The following is a 15099-nucleotide window of genomic DNA, read 5'->3' on the forward strand; positions in this document are numbered from 1 at the left end:
GCTTCCTCCTGGATCAAGTTTCTTTTTTTAGTGTCTTTTACAGCGCTGCCAGTCCAGCCTTAGCAACCGTCATATCTTCTTCAACACTACCGCCACTCACGCCAATGCCGCCAATGATTTTATCCCCTTCGTAAATCGGGAATCCACCACCGAAAACAACCATTTTACCGTTGTCACAGGTAGTAAGTCCAAAAAGTTGACCGGATTCTTTAGCAAGATCAGCCGCCGTGTCAGTGCTCATCTTTAAAGCAACTGCAGTGTACGCCTTATTTGTGGCAATACTGATACTGGCTAATAAAGAATCTTCCATGCGATTTAATAATACCTGGTTTCCGGCGCTATCACAAACTGTTATAACCATCGGCACGTTAATTTCGATTGCCTTTAAAGCAGCAGCTTCTGCCATTTTTTTCGCCATATCCAATAATTTACCGGTTGTAGTCATTTGTTTATCCTCCAAGTTATATTTTTTATAGAATTGCTAATGCACTCTTGGCAATAGTCATATCTTCATCCACACTTCCGCCGCTGACACCAATACCGCCAATGATTTCACCATTGTAAATCAGTGGATATCCTCCGCCAAATACAACCAGACGACCATTGTTAGTCCATTGGAGGCCGTAAAGAGAACCATTTTCCTTTACGACACCTGCGACTTTATCCGTTGACATTTTCAGTGCATTGGCTGTATATGCCTTGTTCACTGAGATGTCGATGCTGACCAATAAAGCATTTTCCATGCGTTCAAAATAAGTTAGGTTGCCGCCAATGTCGACCACAGAAAAAACAATGGGTACATTGATTTCTTCTGCTTTAACCCGGGCTGCCGCCGCCATTTTTTTTGCCAGTGTGAGTAATGAATATTCTTTTTTCGGTAACTCTGACTCACTTTGATCAAAATCTTCTGTTTCTCCCAAAGCATTAATCTTTTTCATAACACGTTCCATAATTTCCCCTACCGTCTGGTAATGTTCTTCTGCCCGTGCTAAAACAAAAAGCATATCTGACAATCGATTCACAAATCTCACCAATTCGGGTCGGCTGTCTTCATTCTCCCGGTTATACGTTACAATCAGGCGTTCCCCTCGTCTAACGATTGTGCGTGCAAGGTGCAACGCTGACGAAACGGGGTTAGCCCCAGGGATAATGAATTTTTTTTGTGGACCGATTATTTCAAGATAAAAATCCAGAATTGATTCCATAAAATCAATATCTGCCTGGGAAATTTTATCCGTTAACATGGCCTTTCCTTTTTCATCGCTGGCAAGCTCTGCTCCCAACACAAAAATTCTCTTTTGTATCTGGTGCAAGATTTTACGAATTTCTTCATTCTTGCTTAGTGAATAGGCCAGACCAATGGCTGAGTTTGCTTCATCCATGGTTCCATAAGCGTCAACTCGGATATTATCTTTAGGGGTTCGACTGTTTCCTAAAAGACCGGTTTCCCCTTTGTCACCGCCTCTAGTGTATACGTTCGGCATTATTTCACCTCACTATACGATTTGAATTTCATCAACGATTCCAACAATGGTCATATCCAGTGGAGCCATTTTATCACCGTAAACATAGCGAGCATTGCTCCCCTGGGTTACGATAACCGTTTCTCCAATACCTGCGCCCACCGAGTCAACAGCAACAGCTGTTGATGAACTGGAATACTTTTCAAATTCACCGTATTCGTCTATTTTTTTTATGATCAGCAGTTTACAGCCCACAAGATTTTTGTCTTTTTGGGTTGACACTACGTTTCCGACTACTTTTGCTAACTGCATAAATTCACCACCCTTATTAAGTCCTTATGATCTGTAGTCCAAATGAATTAATGGTTTCTACAGCGTATTCTGTAATAATGGCATCAGCAGGAATTTTAACCACTTTTGCATCCTGTACTTTAAGTATATCTGTGCGGGTTATTACTTTTTTGTTTAGTACACATTCACCCTTCGTATCAGATGTTTCTGACTTCATTACTGTTTTTTCTGTTTTTGCAACGGGTTTAGCTGCAGCTTCAGGTACTTCCCTTTTTATCGGCACTTTGCCTGAGCAGGTTTCATACAAGTCTTCGGCATTCACCAATTGCATTCCAAATTCACATAATACGTTAATATTTCCATGAAGCATTTGACGGTACTTCTCGGGAGATTTTCCCATTCCAAGTTTTGCTCTTTTGGGATCATCGGGATTACAGGCATCTTTAGCCGCTACAACAGGAATTCCCGCCATAAAACCATGATTAATGAGAGATAGCAGAACCGTATCGGTAATCCCAACAGCCAATTTAGCCGCAGTATTAACGCTCATACTCCCAACAATCATCATATCTGCAGATTCATACAACTCTTTCTGGCTTGTAATGTTGCAACTGTAATAAACTACATCAAGATTTAATTCCTTTTTTATGGCTTCCGGATCTAAAACCCTCATGCCATCATCAGAAAGAACAACTTTTAATTGCCAACCATCTTTTTGTAATTTTAACAGTGATTCCATCGCCTGACTAAAACCGATTGTGGCTCCCGTAAAGAGTACAACCGCTTTTTTAGGTTGATTTTTTATTCTCCTGATTACTTCATCCACAACTTTCTGAATAAGAATATCCATTAAGCTCTCTTCAAGTATCCCCTTTATTTCCAAATTACATCACCACATTTCTCAAGCTTGACAATTAAAGGCTATCCCTAGAGGTGTTACCAATAATGGTTCAACGGGTTTGATGGTTTTTATTCCAATTTCATCCTCAAAGACTTTTTCAAAATCTTTAAAAACACAGGCACCACCAACCACATAAATTTCACCAACATCATATCCACCAATAAACCGATTGACAATTGATGCCATCTTTTGCACAACGGGTTTGATTATAGGAAAAATCTTTCGTTGTTCTTCATTCTTTTTCAGTTCTTCAGCTTCTTCAATACTTATGTGATGAAAACCTGCCAGCACTAGCGTCATATGTGTGCCTCCGGTTGCTTCGTCAGCCGAGAAGATAACTTCTCCATTTTTAAGAATACTGATTCCGGTGGTTCCACCACCCACATCCACAACGGCTCCATTTTGAATGCCGAGGACTGTGGCCGCTGCTGTTGGTTCATCAACAACGTTGGTAACAACGAAGTCTGCCGAATCCACAACATTGGCGATAATTTTTGTATTCCCTGCCATAATACCCGGAGGGATGGCTGTTGCAGCATTGGCGTATGATAAATCGACACCAATTATGCCTTCAACCTCACTTTTGAGTTTTCGTACTATCTGACTCGCTCCCATATAATCCACAACAATACCGTCTCGAACCACTGATGCACCTTGGGTGACGCCAGCAATTGGTCGGTTATTCTCATCAACTACTGCGATAACGATGTTTGCAGTTCCGAGATCCACACCTACTTTTAGTTTCCCTGTGTAGCTATTGGCTTTCTTTTTACGAATAAGTTCTGCAAACTCAAGAATTGCGTCATTACCAGATTTCCAATCCATTTTTTCACCTGTTCGGAATTATTTTTAAGTAATCATTGTTATTTAAACCTGCTGCGTTGGCCTCATCGGTATCCAGATGCATTTCATAATCAAATTTCTCTGATACCCGAGCAAGCACATTACAGAAAATGGTTTTTCGAATACCTTCGGTTTCAACAGAAACATAATCTTTATCCTTTATATTCAGCTTTTCGGCAATGTCTAAAGGCATATGAATATGTCTGAGTGCAACCATTACACCCTTTTTAAGCTCGATCCGTCCGCAAGGTCCCTCAAGAATAATGCCTGGTGTACCTTCCAGTTTCCCGGATTCATGGATGGGTGCATCTACGCCAATGGTTCTGGCATCGGTTAACGAAATTTCAATTTGACTTTCGGGTCGGGCCGGGCCTAAAATACGCACCTTGTCAAAGCTGCCTTTAGGGCCAATGACTTTAACCGTTTCTTTTGCCGCATATTGTCCAGGCTGTTTTAAGTCTTTCAAATTGGTAAGGGTATGACCTTTGCCAAAAAGAGTTTCAATATCTTCCTGGGTAAGGTGCATGTGCTTGTTTGATATTCCTAAAACCACTCGGTTCGGACAATCTCGTTCAACCAATAATTTCTTAACCGTATTGATGATGATCTCTTCAATTACTTTTTTTTCATTCTCGTTCATGCTTTACACCTTTTCTTCAAAAGATCACTTTTGTCTGAATTACCAAAATAAACTTTTTAATCTATTACAGTATCTTCTGTATCTTCTGTATCTTCTGTATCTTTTGTATCAGTTATTTCTGCCTCAGTCTGAATTACTTCTGGTGGTGTGTAACCAACCGTATGACTGTTGTAAATCAATTTTTCAATTCCTTCACTGGGTCGGGCAATAACTTTACTTCCCCAAACACCGCGACCTCTGGCACAGACCGCCGTGGCAGCTTCTACGGCTGCCTTAACGGCACCCACATCGCCAGCCACTTTAATGGTTGTCATACCATCACCTTTACAAACTTCATAACCAATAAGTCTTACATTAGCTGACTTAACCGCCGCATCGGCTGCATCAATTGCTGTGGCCAACCCGATAGCTTCGATTAAGCCGATGGCTTCTCTTCTACTCAAATCAACCCCTCCTTACGACAGTTCAGTATTATCAAGATTTTTAAATGGCATCCGTTTTACGAGTCTGGCCGCATTGCTGCCGATCGCCCGGAGTGTTGCTTCATTACTGTAGGTCGGTATTATAAACAAGGGCTGGTCCTCTTTTAACTTAATAAAGTGTAAAACGACCGTCTCGTTTGATATGCCAATACCAACGCCAAGATGTGATAATTCCGCGCCGCGAAAAGCAAGTTCAACCGGATTGTTTTCATCGCTTTCTTCAACAGAATAAGGCAAGCCTTCTTCTTCAATGCCATGCAGTACCTGGTTGATCACATTTGGACAATTTGCCTGTTTACTATGCACTACTTTTATTTCTGGCTTTGGAACATCATAATCCATCCGCATGTTAATCACCTACTCCATAAGCAAGCACTAAGCCAGTGGCGACTGCATTACGTGGGCCTTCTATTGCTCTGATGTTTGCACGACCCGCTACAATGCTGTATTTCGACAATGCATCGGTGACCAATTGGGGAATCTCAAAATCCAATGCTGATCCTCCCACAAGGGTTACAAATTCAATGTCTCTTACGTTTCCAGTGGGACTAACCCGTTCCAGAGAACGAATTGCATTCACAACAAATACTTTTGTTTTTGCTTCCCGGCGAACCGTTCGAATTCGATCCAAGGAATAATTTCCTGGAATCGGAACCATTCGGTTCGGTGTTAAAATAACCACTCTGGCAAATGTTTGTGGATCAAGTGGTTTATCAAAAAATTGAACAGTTCCATCTTCGTGACGAATATGGAATAAACTTTCAACTTTTGCCAAAGGATATTTTTTGATATCTTCTGAAATACCCATATCTTCAAATCCTAATTCAGATCCAATCAGCATTGTTACCATGTTACCGGCACCGGCTAAATGTATCGATTTAATTTCGCCTGCCCTATTTATTATTGCTGCATCTGTTGATCCAGCACCCATATCGATGATTGCCAATGGTTTGTTGCTTCCTGGGGTTGTTAATGCACCGCGGACTGCCATATTTGCTTCGACACCGCCCACTTCAACTTTAATACCCAATTCTTTTTCAAGCTCTTCTGCAATCATATTCATTTGTAGTTTATCGGCTTTAACCATAGCTGCTATACCAACAGCGTTTTCCATGGAAAATTCCTCTGCCATTCCGCCTTTTACAACTTGTGGAACAAAGGTATCAACGGCCAATAAATCCTGAATTTTTATGGTGGCTGGAAGCTGTTCAGTAAGGTTTGACATGACTTGTCTTACCTTTTCCAGCATTCCTCCGGCATTTGTACCGGGTTCACCCTTAATATCTTCTACGGGAGCAACGGAACGAATCGCTTCCATGATTCTTTCAGCACCGTCATCTACATTAATTTCAGCCTTTTTGGTAGCACCTTGAATAATGATTTTACCTGCGGGAATTTTACGTTCTTTAACGTCTCCTGCGGGTGTTTTAATGATTACTGCCGAGCGATTTCCAATGAGTGCTCTTGATACGGGTACCACGAGTTTTGTTTCATCAGAAGTCAAATCAAAAACGGTAGCGATACCGTAGGGATTTGATAGTTGTTCAACCACCGAACCGGGAGCAGCCACCTCAATGGCAGCCCTCATGTTTAATGGTACCTTTTCAATCAGGGAAACCTCATCAACAATCGGGATTTTTTTATCTAAACGGTTGTTAATTAAAACGCCATCATCACGTTGGACAATGGCACCATTTACAAATATACCATTTTTAACGGTATTATTAATAATGCGCGAAGAATCTTCAAAATCGACTTCTCTTGGAATAATGACGATTATTGAAGATCCTTTTTCCACATTATGAACATCCCTTATTTCTACAGTCACACCCACGCCGATCCCCAATCCCCCAGGTGTTGAGGGATTGTGACCGATCATGGTTGATTCTGTAATAATTGTTTCAGTGATCGTTTCCATAGCTACATCCCCAATAACAGGAGCAGCTTCATTGATCCGGATTAAATCAATATCGTCTACAGTCAAATGTGCTTTGTCAAGGGCTATTTTTAAGGAGGCGAAAATTCCATGAATATTTTGACGCGTCCCTTTCATTCCACTGGTATCATAAATACCACTGGAAAGGAACTCAGGTTTTTCCTGGTTATTAAAACGTGCAACTGCGGTTTCCGTTGTTGCATTTCCAATATCAATCCCTGCAATGATCATATCTTATTCCTCCAAAAACATAATCCGTGAATTATGATTTAATTGTCGCCTTTTAGTCGTTTTCGGACTTCATATACATCTGCTGCTTCTTTTACAAATGCGGCATTGATGGTAGCACCGTATTTATTTTGAAGTTCATCAGCAATCGCATATAATTCGGCTTTTGTACATCTGTAAGGTCTTAATAAGTTGTAAATTTCAAGCAGACGAGCATCTGGAACTGCAATGAGTTCTGCTGCTCTTCTTAAATTTCTTGCAAAAGCGCCACGTTTAACGGATTCTGCAACCTGTGCCTGTAATTCCAATGTTTCAGGTGTAATTCTCATATCTTCAGATTTAAGCTCTCCAGAAATCATTTTTTCGACGGTTAAGTCAGAAAAAGCAATCCCTGTTGGTGTTTTAAGAAGCTCAGGTCTTTTTTCGCCGATTGGATAATCCGCATCTGTTAAAGCGCCTCCGGCAGAAGCAGAAGCTGTAACAGTACCCATAGAACTCATAACTTGTTTAACAATTTGTTCTAACATTTGTTCTTGTGTCATTCTATTTCACCTCCGCTTATATGAACGCAACTTGTTGTTCTACTGGCTTTTTGCCTTGAACAACATGCTGTGTTTCTTTAATATGTAACAATGCTGCAAATGCCTGATATTTTGGACGAGCCATCTGGTCGTTCTTTACAGGAACTGGATTTGGACTTTCGCCTTTAGCATATTTAGCCGCATTTTTGCCAATTGCTCGATATGTTTCTAAATCGATCAATGGGGCTTGCGAGAATAACTCAAGGTTACTTAAAGGAAATAAATCTTTTTGGTGAATCAGACAGGTTCCCTTTGATTGAATTCCGATGGCAATGCCGGATCCGCTCAATTGAGCAGCATCATGACCACAGAAAGCAACGTCAGAAGTTCTGTAAATTTTAACAACACGTGCCTTCATGCCTTCTTCTTCAATTCCGGCGATTAGTTCTTTAAGAACTTTATCATGAGGAATTCCAGTAATTGTTTCAGTTTGGGATTCAGCAAATGCAGGAGCCAGGGCGATGATTACTTCATCACTGGCAGTTCCTTGTTTTGCATCTCCAATAGCAGTGAGCTTTACTTTGCCTGCTGCTGCAGCTTTAGAAGCAACTGGAGCAGCAGTTGCACCGGTCATTTCTTTTAAAACATCTTCAATAATGCTTTTTAACATTTGTTCATTAATAGCCATTCTTCTTACACCCCTTTCCTAATAGTTTGCTGGATCGATTTCAGCTGGGATATTTTTAATTTGTTCCCATCTTTCATCGCTAATTACATAACCAGTTTGTGGTCCTGTATAATGGTTTTTGCAGTTAACTGCACTGATAACTTTAAAGTCAGCGGTTAAAATAGCTGATGTATGTAAGTAGTCACCAGAAACACGTTGTTTCAACAAGCCAAATATACTGGCTGCAACATCGCCAAATCCAGCTCTATCAAGGGCTTTAACGAAATCAACTCCGGTTACTCCACGAGCAACCATGTCTTCTGCAGCTTTAAGATCGGCAACAACATCACGGTCAGGCATGTCTTTTGAGCCATTCGCATAGGTTGCAGCTTCAACTTCAGCATCAGTAATTTCTGGTAAACCTAATTCTCTGAAGATTGCCTGGATTGCGCGAGCGCCTTTGGCACGAGCGGCAACAGCGGCATCTTCAGTGACAGGATTTAAGCCACCATCAATTTTAAGGTCACGTTGGATTACATTCCAGTCATCAAAATCTTCTGCATCCCAGTTTGAACCGGCAAACATATTATCATAGTTTGGAACAGCACCATAACCGGAACAGATAAAGTCAGTTCCAGGAACCATTTGCATTAATGAACGAGCAACTCTTCTTAAATCTGAATGGGTAAAGGTTTGGTCATTACTTGAAGCAACTTCAAGGTCAAGACAAGCACCAATTAAGTTTTCAGCAAGAACGGCACGAATACCGCCTGGTACACCGGCAGGTACGCCGATACAGCTTACAGATCCATTTTGAGTTCCCTGAACGCCGGCACCCTTGGTAACATATAAACATCTTGATTCAAGATAAAGCATTGATTTACCTTCTGAGTAGCCCATTTGTACTTCTGAGCCAGTTCCAGAGGTGAAACGCATTTTAAGACCGCGTGAAGCATAGCAGGAAGCTAAGAAAGCTTTAGACCATGGCGTATCATCACCGTCCATGAATACTTGTTCTGTACCATATACAGAAATAGTTTCAGCGTATGCGGTGTAACCTCTCATACCAAGGTTTAATTCGGTTGCTTCTTCAACTGCACATTGTGTTAAAACACCAGGTCTTGCAGAGTTTGAACCGACCATGATGGCTAGTGCGTTAAATGGTGCGTAACGAACGATCCCAACTGTAGTTTCTTGTTCATCAAATCCACGAAGAGCAGCTTCTGCTGAATCTGCGGCAATTTGAACCATGTTATCTTTAACGTTGGTAACATGACATTGGTTTGAAGGAATTTCTCGTGCTCTCATTTTTGTCATCGACATCATCATTTCGAGAACAGTCATTTTTCCTAATACTTCTGTAATTTTTGCAGGTGTGATTGAGGTTGTTACATCAACAACTTGGGCACGACCAACATTAATATCACAAAGCATACGAGCTATTTCTAAAGAATCCATTTTCATGTATTCTTCGGCTTTTTCTAAACGAATTGCATAGTTGGCAATAAACAGATCCAACATATCGAAATCTTTTCTTGCTTTTCCATCTAATTCAACAACAACACCATCTTTAATAACCAAACTTGGAACAGGGTCCCCAGGGCTATTCATAGCGATCAAACCAACTTCTGGCCATTCTTTAACGAAGCCATCCTGGTTAACAGGACGTGCTGCTAAAGCTTCAAATCTTTTTGACTTCATAGTCATTATTCCTCCTTCTTTCTTAGAAAACCAACGAACAGCTACTTAAATATAAGGAGTTGTAACAGGTGGGCATGGGCCGCCTAGAGCTTCTAATGCTTGTTTACCGACTTCTCTTGCAGCGTAAACAGCTTGACGAACAGCACCGGCATCGCCAGTGATGAAGATCATTGACTCATTCGAGTATTTGGTTCCGCCATTATCAGGAGAAGCGTAACCAACTAGTTCTACGTTAGCAGATTTTAAAGCTGTATCAGCCATTAATACGCCGATCCCAGCTGGAGCTCCAACAATGATCCCAAAAGCTTTTCCGATTGGAGCGCCTAAGGTCATGTTACAAGCAAAACTTGCTCTTGCAGTATATTGGAATTCTAAATGTCCGGAAGCGTTGGCATATACATCGCCGAAAGTTCTGTTTAAGTCGTTAAGTGCAACTTCAACAGCTCTTTTAGCATCAGATACATCTTCTGCGCCAAAGATAATTAAAGAACCATGGCCTGCGCCACCTTCAGTATCTCTTGCTAATTCACAAGATACTACTTCACAGTTGGTTGCTTTTACAGCTTCATCAGCGGCAAAAATCTGAGGACCAGCACCAGTTCTGGCGGAAAGGATTCCGATAGATCTGTACTTTGGATCAATCTTCATTGCTTCATGGAGAGTTCTGTCCACGTTTGCAATAACAAAACCGATGGTATTACCAACAGCTGTTCCCACGAATTCAGTTAAGCTAGACTTGCCAGTAGCCGCTGCCACAGTGCCAGTTTCTTCAACTTCACCCATTTTCTTCATAACTTCTTCCATCAACTTGTTCATTAAATCATCTTTCATTAATTTACACCTCCGTAATTAAAATATTATAGACTTGGTAAAATTTTCTCCACATCGCCATGTGGTCTTGGGATTACGTGTACTGAAACAACTTGTCCAACTTTGTCAGCGGCAGCAGCACCTGCATCTACAGCAGCCTTAACTGCTCCTACATCGCCACGAACCATAACAGTTACTAATCCGGAACCGATTTTTTCATAGCCCATTAATGATACATTTGCTGATTTTACCATTGCATCTGCGGCTTCAATCGCTGCAACTAGACCTTTGGTTTCAATCATACCTAAAGCTTCATTTGTCATAAGCTCAATCCTCCTTATTTCAAGATTTTGTTACTGAACTACCTATATTTTAATTCAAAGTCCATGATAATTACTTGTGCTATTCTTATAAAATTACCGCAATATTTTTGTGTTTCCATCAATTCCTTTTTCGACTTATTCTCTTTTATTCTACTCTCTGACCATAAGAGTAATTATTCGTGCAACACTTGCATTTTTAAGCAAATTCCCCGGATTAAATTTATACGTAAAAAGGAGCAGGTTCAACCAACCGGTTTTACCTGCTCCTCGACATTCGTTATTTATTTTTCTCAGGATATTGTCCCTCGACATTTTTGAAGAAATTTTTCTTCGTTTAACTGATTTCCAAGGTGCTCGCCCTCTTCTTCGATATTTCCTCTGCGTTCTTTGCGATACTCAGTTGGTGTCATACCGGTACTTTTTTTAAATACCTTGCTGAAATAATTAGGTTCATGGTAGGAAAGATCCAACGCAATATTGATTATCGGTACGTCGGTATTGGCTAACATGTCCTTAGCAATCTCAATTTTTCTTTCGGTGAGGTAGGTTACAAAATTAACGCCGGTTTCTTTTTTAAAGATCTTACTTAAATAGTAGGAACTCATACTGGCATATTCGCCAACCTGATCTAAAGAAATATCTTTGTAGCAGTTTCGATCGATATAATTCAATATGTCTTCAATGTTATTCTTGCGGGTTTCTTTATTATCAAGCATCCGGTCAAATACCTTGTCAATTGTTTTCATAATTTCAATCTTGAGGTCATAACGATTTTTATATCCATTTACGAATTGAAGGTTATTTTTAGCGCATAACGGACTGGTTAACTCATAACCGCACATGTCCTGGGTGACAATGTCCAATTCCTCCATAAAATGGCGGATTTCTGTTTGTATACCCATAATGTCATATGTATAATAATCGTAAATCATATCCAGATAATTAATGAGCGCATTTCTGGCATCACTGTATTTTTTCTGGATCACTGCGAAAATCACTTCATTCATTTTTTCATCAAATCGCTCTTTGGCATTGTTCTTCAAGGAAGCAATGCTTTGATTGATTGAATCCATCAATTGTTTTGGTCGAATGGGTTTTAAAAGAAAATCATCCACCCGAGCTTTTATGGCCTGATGAGCAAAATCGAATTCATTAAATGCAGTAATCAGAATTACTTTCTTTTCCTGGTCCTCTTTTTTAATCATTTTCAAAACATCAATGCCGTTGATCTCAGGAATATTTATATCCAAAAGGATAATATCTGGATTTAACCGACGTATTTCCTCTATGGCTACCAGTCCCGAGTAGGCTTCTCCAATAACTTCAATGTTCTCGCCATGCTGGCTTAGGATAAGTTTAATTGCTTCAATTTCAAGATGTTCATCTTCAACTATAAATAATTTATACATTCAATCCCCTCCCTACAAGAGATTTACGAGGTATTCTGATGGTGATCTCTGTTCCCTTGTCTAATTCGCTCTTTATTTCGACACCATGATTCACCCCATAGTAATACATCAGCCGTTTATTCGCATTATTAATACCGATTCCGGTATTTTTTTCCCGACCATCCGCTTCGTAGGTGCCATCCAATATTTTTTGTATCTTATCTTTGGCAATCCCCTTTCCATTATCCACAATCCTTAAAATCGCCATATCTTTGAAAAGATGAGCAGAAATTGAAATATCCCCTCCTTTTGCATTTGGTTCAATGGCATGAATGATAGCATTCTCGACAAACGGTTGTACCGTCATAAAAGGACACAAAATGTCTTCTGCCAATTCATCTATATTTACTGAATAATTTAAACGGTTTCCCAATCGCATTTTCTGAATGGATAAATAATTCTGAACATGCTCCATTTCTTCTTTTAATGTTACGATATTATTCTTTTCTTTTTTAAGTGTGTATCGCATCATATCTGAAAAAGCATAGATCATTTCCTGGGTTTTATCAGCGCCTTCCAGAAGGGCCAGTCGTCCGATGGTGTTAAGTACATTAAACAGAAAATGTGGGTTGATCTGTGCCTGGAGAGCTTTGAGATCCGCTTCTTTAAGTGATGCCTCAACCTCACTTCGCAATTTCACTTCTTCCATTAATTCCAGATTCTTATTATGCAGCTCTTCCTGGATAATGTGAATCATCTGTTTTTCAACCAGATAATTCGCAATGGTGTAAAGTAGATCAGCCGATGCTCTTACCTGGGTAAGTGTCGTTTTCGTTGTTTTGTCATAAAGTCTCTGAATTTCGGGTTGTCCGGAAAAATCGGTTAGTTCATGACTCGTCCCAAGTGGGAGTCGTTTCATTTCTTCTTCATCTATTTTAACTTGTCCTGCTAAAATGGCTCCCAAATAGTTTCCCTTGACCATGATTGGTACTGCCAGGTCAACCAAGCCACCATGACAGATATAAATTGATGGTTTCCCAGATCGGGCAGATTCGATGCCGCCATGGGCATCGGAGTGATAGCAACAATCTCGATTGCCGCTATCTTTCCTTACACAGTTACAGAACTCTGAAAAGTTACTATATTCTGTAATTGGATTTCCTTTGTAATCGACTGTAACCGCAGCAAGACCGGTTGCACTTGAAAAGGAATCCTGTATTCTCTGTAAGACTTCCACATCAATAATGTCAGTAATCTTTAGTAATACTCTCATTTACAACCCCTTTAAAATATAATCCAATAATTCTCGTATCTTATCGATGTCTTTTGACAGTATTATAACACAATCAGGAATATTTTGTATTTTTTTTTGTGTTTTAAGAATATTTTGCCTCCAATCAGTATTATATGGCTTGTTTTATTTTAAAAAATCTTTGTTTTAATCAAATCCGGGTATTTTTTTGACTAATTTCAAAAAAGACTTGCAAAAGGAAGGTTCCTCACTTATACTGTAAAAGTGTCTGAAACTTAATTTGTTTTGGGGGTGTGGCGAAGTTGGGATCGCGTCTGACTGGCAGTCAGAAGGCCAGGGGTTCGAGTCCCCTCATCTCCACCAATAAGAATTGCACAAGAGAGCCGTTAAGGCCCTCTTTTTTTATGCCCCGGGGTTAGAAGATGCCATAAGACCCATACCCTGGTGTTTATTTTGATAAAAACAAAAGCACAATAACAAAAGTTACTGAGCTTAATTACAATTCTATATTACTCTTTCGAATTTAAAAAAGCTGCAAAATAAATAAATACAGAAAATAAACAAAAGATAAAACCCATTATAATACCGTATCTAGCTCGAGTATATATTTGGAAGTCAGTTGTTGAAAAAGGTATTAAAGTTAAAGGTATAATAATTGATATAATAGAAAATATACCAAATATTATCAAACCACTTTGAATTCCCGGAAACTGAATAAATGATTTCTTTTTCAACTCTAATTGCTCCTCTTGAAATTCAAAATATTTAATCGATTCTTCCAAATCTTCTATTTCTTTTTCAAGTTTCTTAGTATTATTTTCAAGGTCATCACTCGAACCATTTCCATATTTTTTTGCAATACCATTTTTACATACTTCAGTTTGAAATTTATCAAGTCCTTGCACCAAATATTCCGGTATTCCGTCTTTATTTAAAGGTTCCCCTGGATTGGCATCTCGAGCATTTCTAACTAAAATCCATCCCTTTGAAGCCTTTTCGCAAAAGAGCCTCAACTCATCATAATCGATTATCCACCACTCTAGTGAATTTTGATATATATAATTCAGATCATTCTCCTCTTCTATATCTATAAAATCATCTATTTTACTATTGATGAACTCCATACTTATTTTTTCTCTTCTTTTTTCTCTTTTAAACTCCAATTCCTTTTGTATTGACTCTAAGTTGTTTTTTATTTCAATGTGTTCTGTATTTATTTGAATAATCTTGCTTGAAATAAAACCTCCAAGGATTGCGATAATTGTAGATGTACATCCAACTATTGTTGTGAGTAATGTCGTTAAGTCATATTGCATTTTTTCTCCTCTTTTCTAAATATTAATATTATATTCATTGAGCTTTACGTGATGAAGTGACTAGAATGTGATCAAGGGCATCACTGGCCTTTGCATCGGCCGAATTAATCACATGGGCATATATATTGCCGGTTGTGGATAAATTAGAATGCCCCAACCCTGAAGATACCGATTTAAGATCCACACCGCTTCCAATCAGTATAGAGGCGTTGGTGTGCCAGAGTGAATGCAGGTGCACCGGCTTTAACCCATGCTTATTCGTAAATTTCTTCAAATAATCGCCGATCGTGTCCAGGCTCATGGGTTCACCGTTCCAGCGGGTAAAAATAAAATCATG

General features: G+C 39.6%; 17 protein-coding genes, 1 tRNA gene and 1 pseudogene. 1 reads left to right on the forward strand and 18 read right to left on the reverse strand.

Features of this window, described 5'->3' with window-relative positions; translation table 11 throughout:
* Window positions 1-37 precede the first annotated feature (37 nt).
* The 16 genes from AKG39_RS12055 to AKG39_RS12130 all read right to left on the reverse strand — a co-directional run bounded on the left by AKG39_RS12055 (window position 38) and on the right by AKG39_RS12130 (window position 13467).
* Complete coding sequence (locus tag AKG39_RS12055; protein WP_050740654.1) at window positions 38-445, reverse strand: GlcG/HbpS family heme-binding protein; 408 nt, start codon at window positions 443-445, stop codon at window positions 38-40.
* A 25-nt stretch (window positions 446-470) separates the two neighbouring features.
* Entirely contained in the window at window positions 471-1484 is a 1014-nt protein-coding gene (locus AKG39_RS12060) for a cob(I)yrinic acid a,c-diamide adenosyltransferase (RefSeq protein WP_050740655.1), read from the reverse strand.
* A 12-nt stretch (window positions 1485-1496) separates the two neighbouring features.
* The gene (locus AKG39_RS12065; protein ID WP_050740656.1) at window positions 1497-1775 is read right to left on the reverse strand and encodes a EutN/CcmL family microcompartment protein; all 279 of its coding nucleotides are present in this window, start codon (window positions 1773-1775) and stop codon (window positions 1497-1499) included.
* Window positions 1776-1791: 16 nt separating this feature from the next.
* Window positions 1792-2604 (reverse strand): flavoprotein, encoded by an 813-nt coding sequence (locus AKG39_RS12070; RefSeq protein ID WP_050740657.1) that lies wholly within the window; start codon window positions 2602-2604, stop codon window positions 1792-1794.
* 51 nt (window positions 2605-2655) lie between these two features.
* Entirely contained in the window at window positions 2656-3480 is an 825-nt protein-coding gene (eutJ, locus tag AKG39_RS12075) for an ethanolamine utilization protein EutJ (protein WP_050740658.1), read from the reverse strand.
* A gap of 4 nt (window positions 3481-3484) precedes the next feature.
* On the reverse strand, window positions 3485-4138 hold the full coding sequence (pduL, locus tag AKG39_RS12080) for a phosphate propanoyltransferase (RefSeq protein ID WP_050740659.1): 654 nt from the start codon (window positions 4136-4138) through the stop codon (window positions 3485-3487).
* 56 nt (window positions 4139-4194) lie between these two features.
* Complete coding sequence (locus AKG39_RS20720) at window positions 4195-4581, reverse strand: BMC domain-containing protein (protein ID WP_050740660.1); 387 nt, start codon at window positions 4579-4581, stop codon at window positions 4195-4197.
* Window positions 4582-4593: 12 nt separating this feature from the next.
* Window positions 4594-4962 (reverse strand): glycerol dehydratase reactivase beta/small subunit family protein, encoded by a 369-nt coding sequence (locus tag AKG39_RS12090; protein WP_242852606.1) that lies wholly within the window; start codon window positions 4960-4962, stop codon window positions 4594-4596.
* Between the two features lie 7 nt (window positions 4963-4969).
* The gene (locus AKG39_RS12095; protein WP_050740662.1) at window positions 4970-6787 is read right to left on the reverse strand and encodes a diol dehydratase reactivase subunit alpha; all 1818 of its coding nucleotides are present in this window, start codon (window positions 6785-6787) and stop codon (window positions 4970-4972) included.
* Window positions 6788-6825: 38 nt separating this feature from the next.
* Entirely contained in the window at window positions 6826-7326 is a 501-nt protein-coding gene (locus AKG39_RS12100; protein WP_050740663.1) for a diol dehydratase small subunit, read from the reverse strand.
* Window positions 7327-7342: 16 nt separating this feature from the next.
* Window positions 7343-7993, reverse strand: coding sequence for a propanediol/glycerol family dehydratase medium subunit (locus AKG39_RS12105; RefSeq protein ID WP_050740664.1), 651 nt, complete (start codon window positions 7991-7993; stop codon window positions 7343-7345).
* 18 nt (window positions 7994-8011) lie between these two features.
* Window positions 8012-9673: a propanediol/glycerol family dehydratase large subunit gene (locus tag AKG39_RS12110; RefSeq protein ID WP_050740665.1), complete on the reverse strand. Its 1662-nt coding sequence runs from the start codon at window positions 9671-9673 to the stop codon at window positions 8012-8014.
* Window positions 9674-9718: 45 nt separating this feature from the next.
* A complete protein-coding gene (pduB, locus tag AKG39_RS12115) occupies window positions 9719-10504 on the reverse strand; it encodes a propanediol utilization microcompartment protein PduB (RefSeq protein ID WP_050740666.1) in 786 nt (261 codons plus the stop codon).
* A 26-nt stretch (window positions 10505-10530) separates the two neighbouring features.
* The gene (pduA, locus tag AKG39_RS12120; RefSeq protein ID WP_014356948.1) at window positions 10531-10806 is read right to left on the reverse strand and encodes a propanediol utilization microcompartment protein PduA; all 276 of its coding nucleotides are present in this window, start codon (window positions 10804-10806) and stop codon (window positions 10531-10533) included.
* Window positions 10807-11096: 290 nt separating this feature from the next.
* On the reverse strand, window positions 11097-12215 hold the full coding sequence (locus tag AKG39_RS12125) for a response regulator transcription factor (protein ID WP_050740667.1): 1119 nt from the start codon (window positions 12213-12215) through the stop codon (window positions 11097-11099).
* The gene (locus AKG39_RS12130; RefSeq protein ID WP_050740668.1) at window positions 12208-13467 is read right to left on the reverse strand and encodes a sensor histidine kinase; all 1260 of its coding nucleotides are present in this window, start codon (window positions 13465-13467) and stop codon (window positions 12208-12210) included. Before AKG39_RS12130 ends, AKG39_RS12125 begins: the two co-directional genes overlap by 8 nt.
* A 266-nt stretch (window positions 13468-13733) precedes the next feature.
* On the opposite strand from AKG39_RS12130, the gene AKG39_RS12135 reads away from it, so the two are divergent.
* Window positions 13734-13809: transfer RNA gene (locus AKG39_RS12135), tRNA-Ala, on the forward strand.
* Between the two features lie 146 nt (window positions 13810-13955).
* Here the strand turns inward: AKG39_RS12135 and AKG39_RS12140 are convergent.
* Together AKG39_RS12140 and AKG39_RS20725 are read right to left on the reverse strand one after the other, a co-directional pair.
* The gene (locus AKG39_RS12140) at window positions 13956-14762 is read right to left on the reverse strand and encodes a hypothetical protein (protein ID WP_050740669.1); all 807 of its coding nucleotides are present in this window, start codon (window positions 14760-14762) and stop codon (window positions 13956-13958) included.
* Window positions 14763-14796: 34 nt separating this feature from the next.
* Window positions 14797-15093, reverse strand: a pseudogene (locus AKG39_RS20725) (tyrosine-type recombinase/integrase); the annotation flags it as partial.
* Window positions 15094-15099 lie beyond the last annotated feature (6 nt).

Source organism: Acetobacterium bakii, from assembly GCF_001263355.1.
In the GTDB taxonomy this organism is placed as follows: domain Bacteria; phylum Bacillota; class Clostridia; order Eubacteriales; family Eubacteriaceae; genus Acetobacterium; species Acetobacterium bakii.

Excerpts from the sequence above, each read along its gene's own strand:
- AKG39_RS12065 (WP_050740656.1), bottom strand. The coding sequence starts at position 1,775 with ATGCAGTTAGCAAAAGTAGTCGGAAACGTAGTGTCAACCCAAAAAGAC.
- AKG39_RS12110 (WP_050740665.1), bottom strand. The coding sequence starts at position 9,673 with ATGAAGTCAAAAAGATTTGAAGCTTTAGCAGCACGTCCTGTTAACCAG.
- AKG39_RS12060 (WP_050740655.1), bottom strand. The coding sequence starts at position 1,484 with ATGCCGAACGTATACACTAGAGGCGGTGACAAAGGGGAAACCGGTCTT.
- pduL (WP_050740659.1), bottom strand. The coding sequence starts at position 4,138 with ATGAACGAGAATGAAAAAAAAGTAATTGAAGAGATCATCATCAATACG.
- AKG39_RS12140 (WP_050740669.1), bottom strand. The coding sequence starts at position 14,762 with ATGCAATATGACTTAACGACATTACTCACAACAATAGTTGGATGTACA.
- AKG39_RS12095 (WP_050740662.1), bottom strand. The coding sequence starts at position 6,787 with ATGATCATTGCAGGGATTGATATTGGAAATGCAACAACGGAAACCGCA.
- AKG39_RS12100 (WP_050740663.1), bottom strand. The coding sequence starts at position 7,326 with ATGACACAAGAACAAATGTTAGAACAAATTGTTAAACAAGTTATGAGT.
- pduB (WP_050740666.1), bottom strand. The coding sequence starts at position 10,504 with ATGAAAGATGATTTAATGAACAAGTTGATGGAAGAAGTTATGAAGAAA.
- AKG39_RS12125 (WP_050740667.1), bottom strand. The coding sequence starts at position 12,215 with ATGTATAAATTATTTATAGTTGAAGATGAACATCTTGAAATTGAAGCA.
- AKG39_RS12055 (WP_050740654.1), bottom strand. The coding sequence starts at position 445 with ATGACTACAACCGGTAAATTATTGGATATGGCGAAAAAAATGGCAGAA.
- AKG39_RS12090 (WP_242852606.1), bottom strand. The coding sequence starts at position 4,962 with ATGGATTATGATGTTCCAAAGCCAGAAATAAAAGTAGTGCATAGTAAA.
- pduA (WP_014356948.1), bottom strand. The coding sequence starts at position 10,806 with ATGACAAATGAAGCTTTAGGTATGATTGAAACCAAAGGTCTAGTTGCA.
- AKG39_RS12105 (WP_050740664.1), bottom strand. The coding sequence starts at position 7,993 with ATGGCTATTAATGAACAAATGTTAAAAAGCATTATTGAAGATGTTTTA.
- AKG39_RS12070 (WP_050740657.1), bottom strand. The coding sequence starts at position 2,604 with ATGGATATTCTTATTCAGAAAGTTGTGGATGAAGTAATCAGGAGAATA.
- eutJ (WP_050740658.1), bottom strand. The coding sequence starts at position 3,480 with ATGGATTGGAAATCTGGTAATGACGCAATTCTTGAGTTTGCAGAACTT.
- AKG39_RS12130 (WP_050740668.1), bottom strand. The coding sequence starts at position 13,467 with ATGAGAGTATTACTAAAGATTACTGACATTATTGATGTGGAAGTCTTA.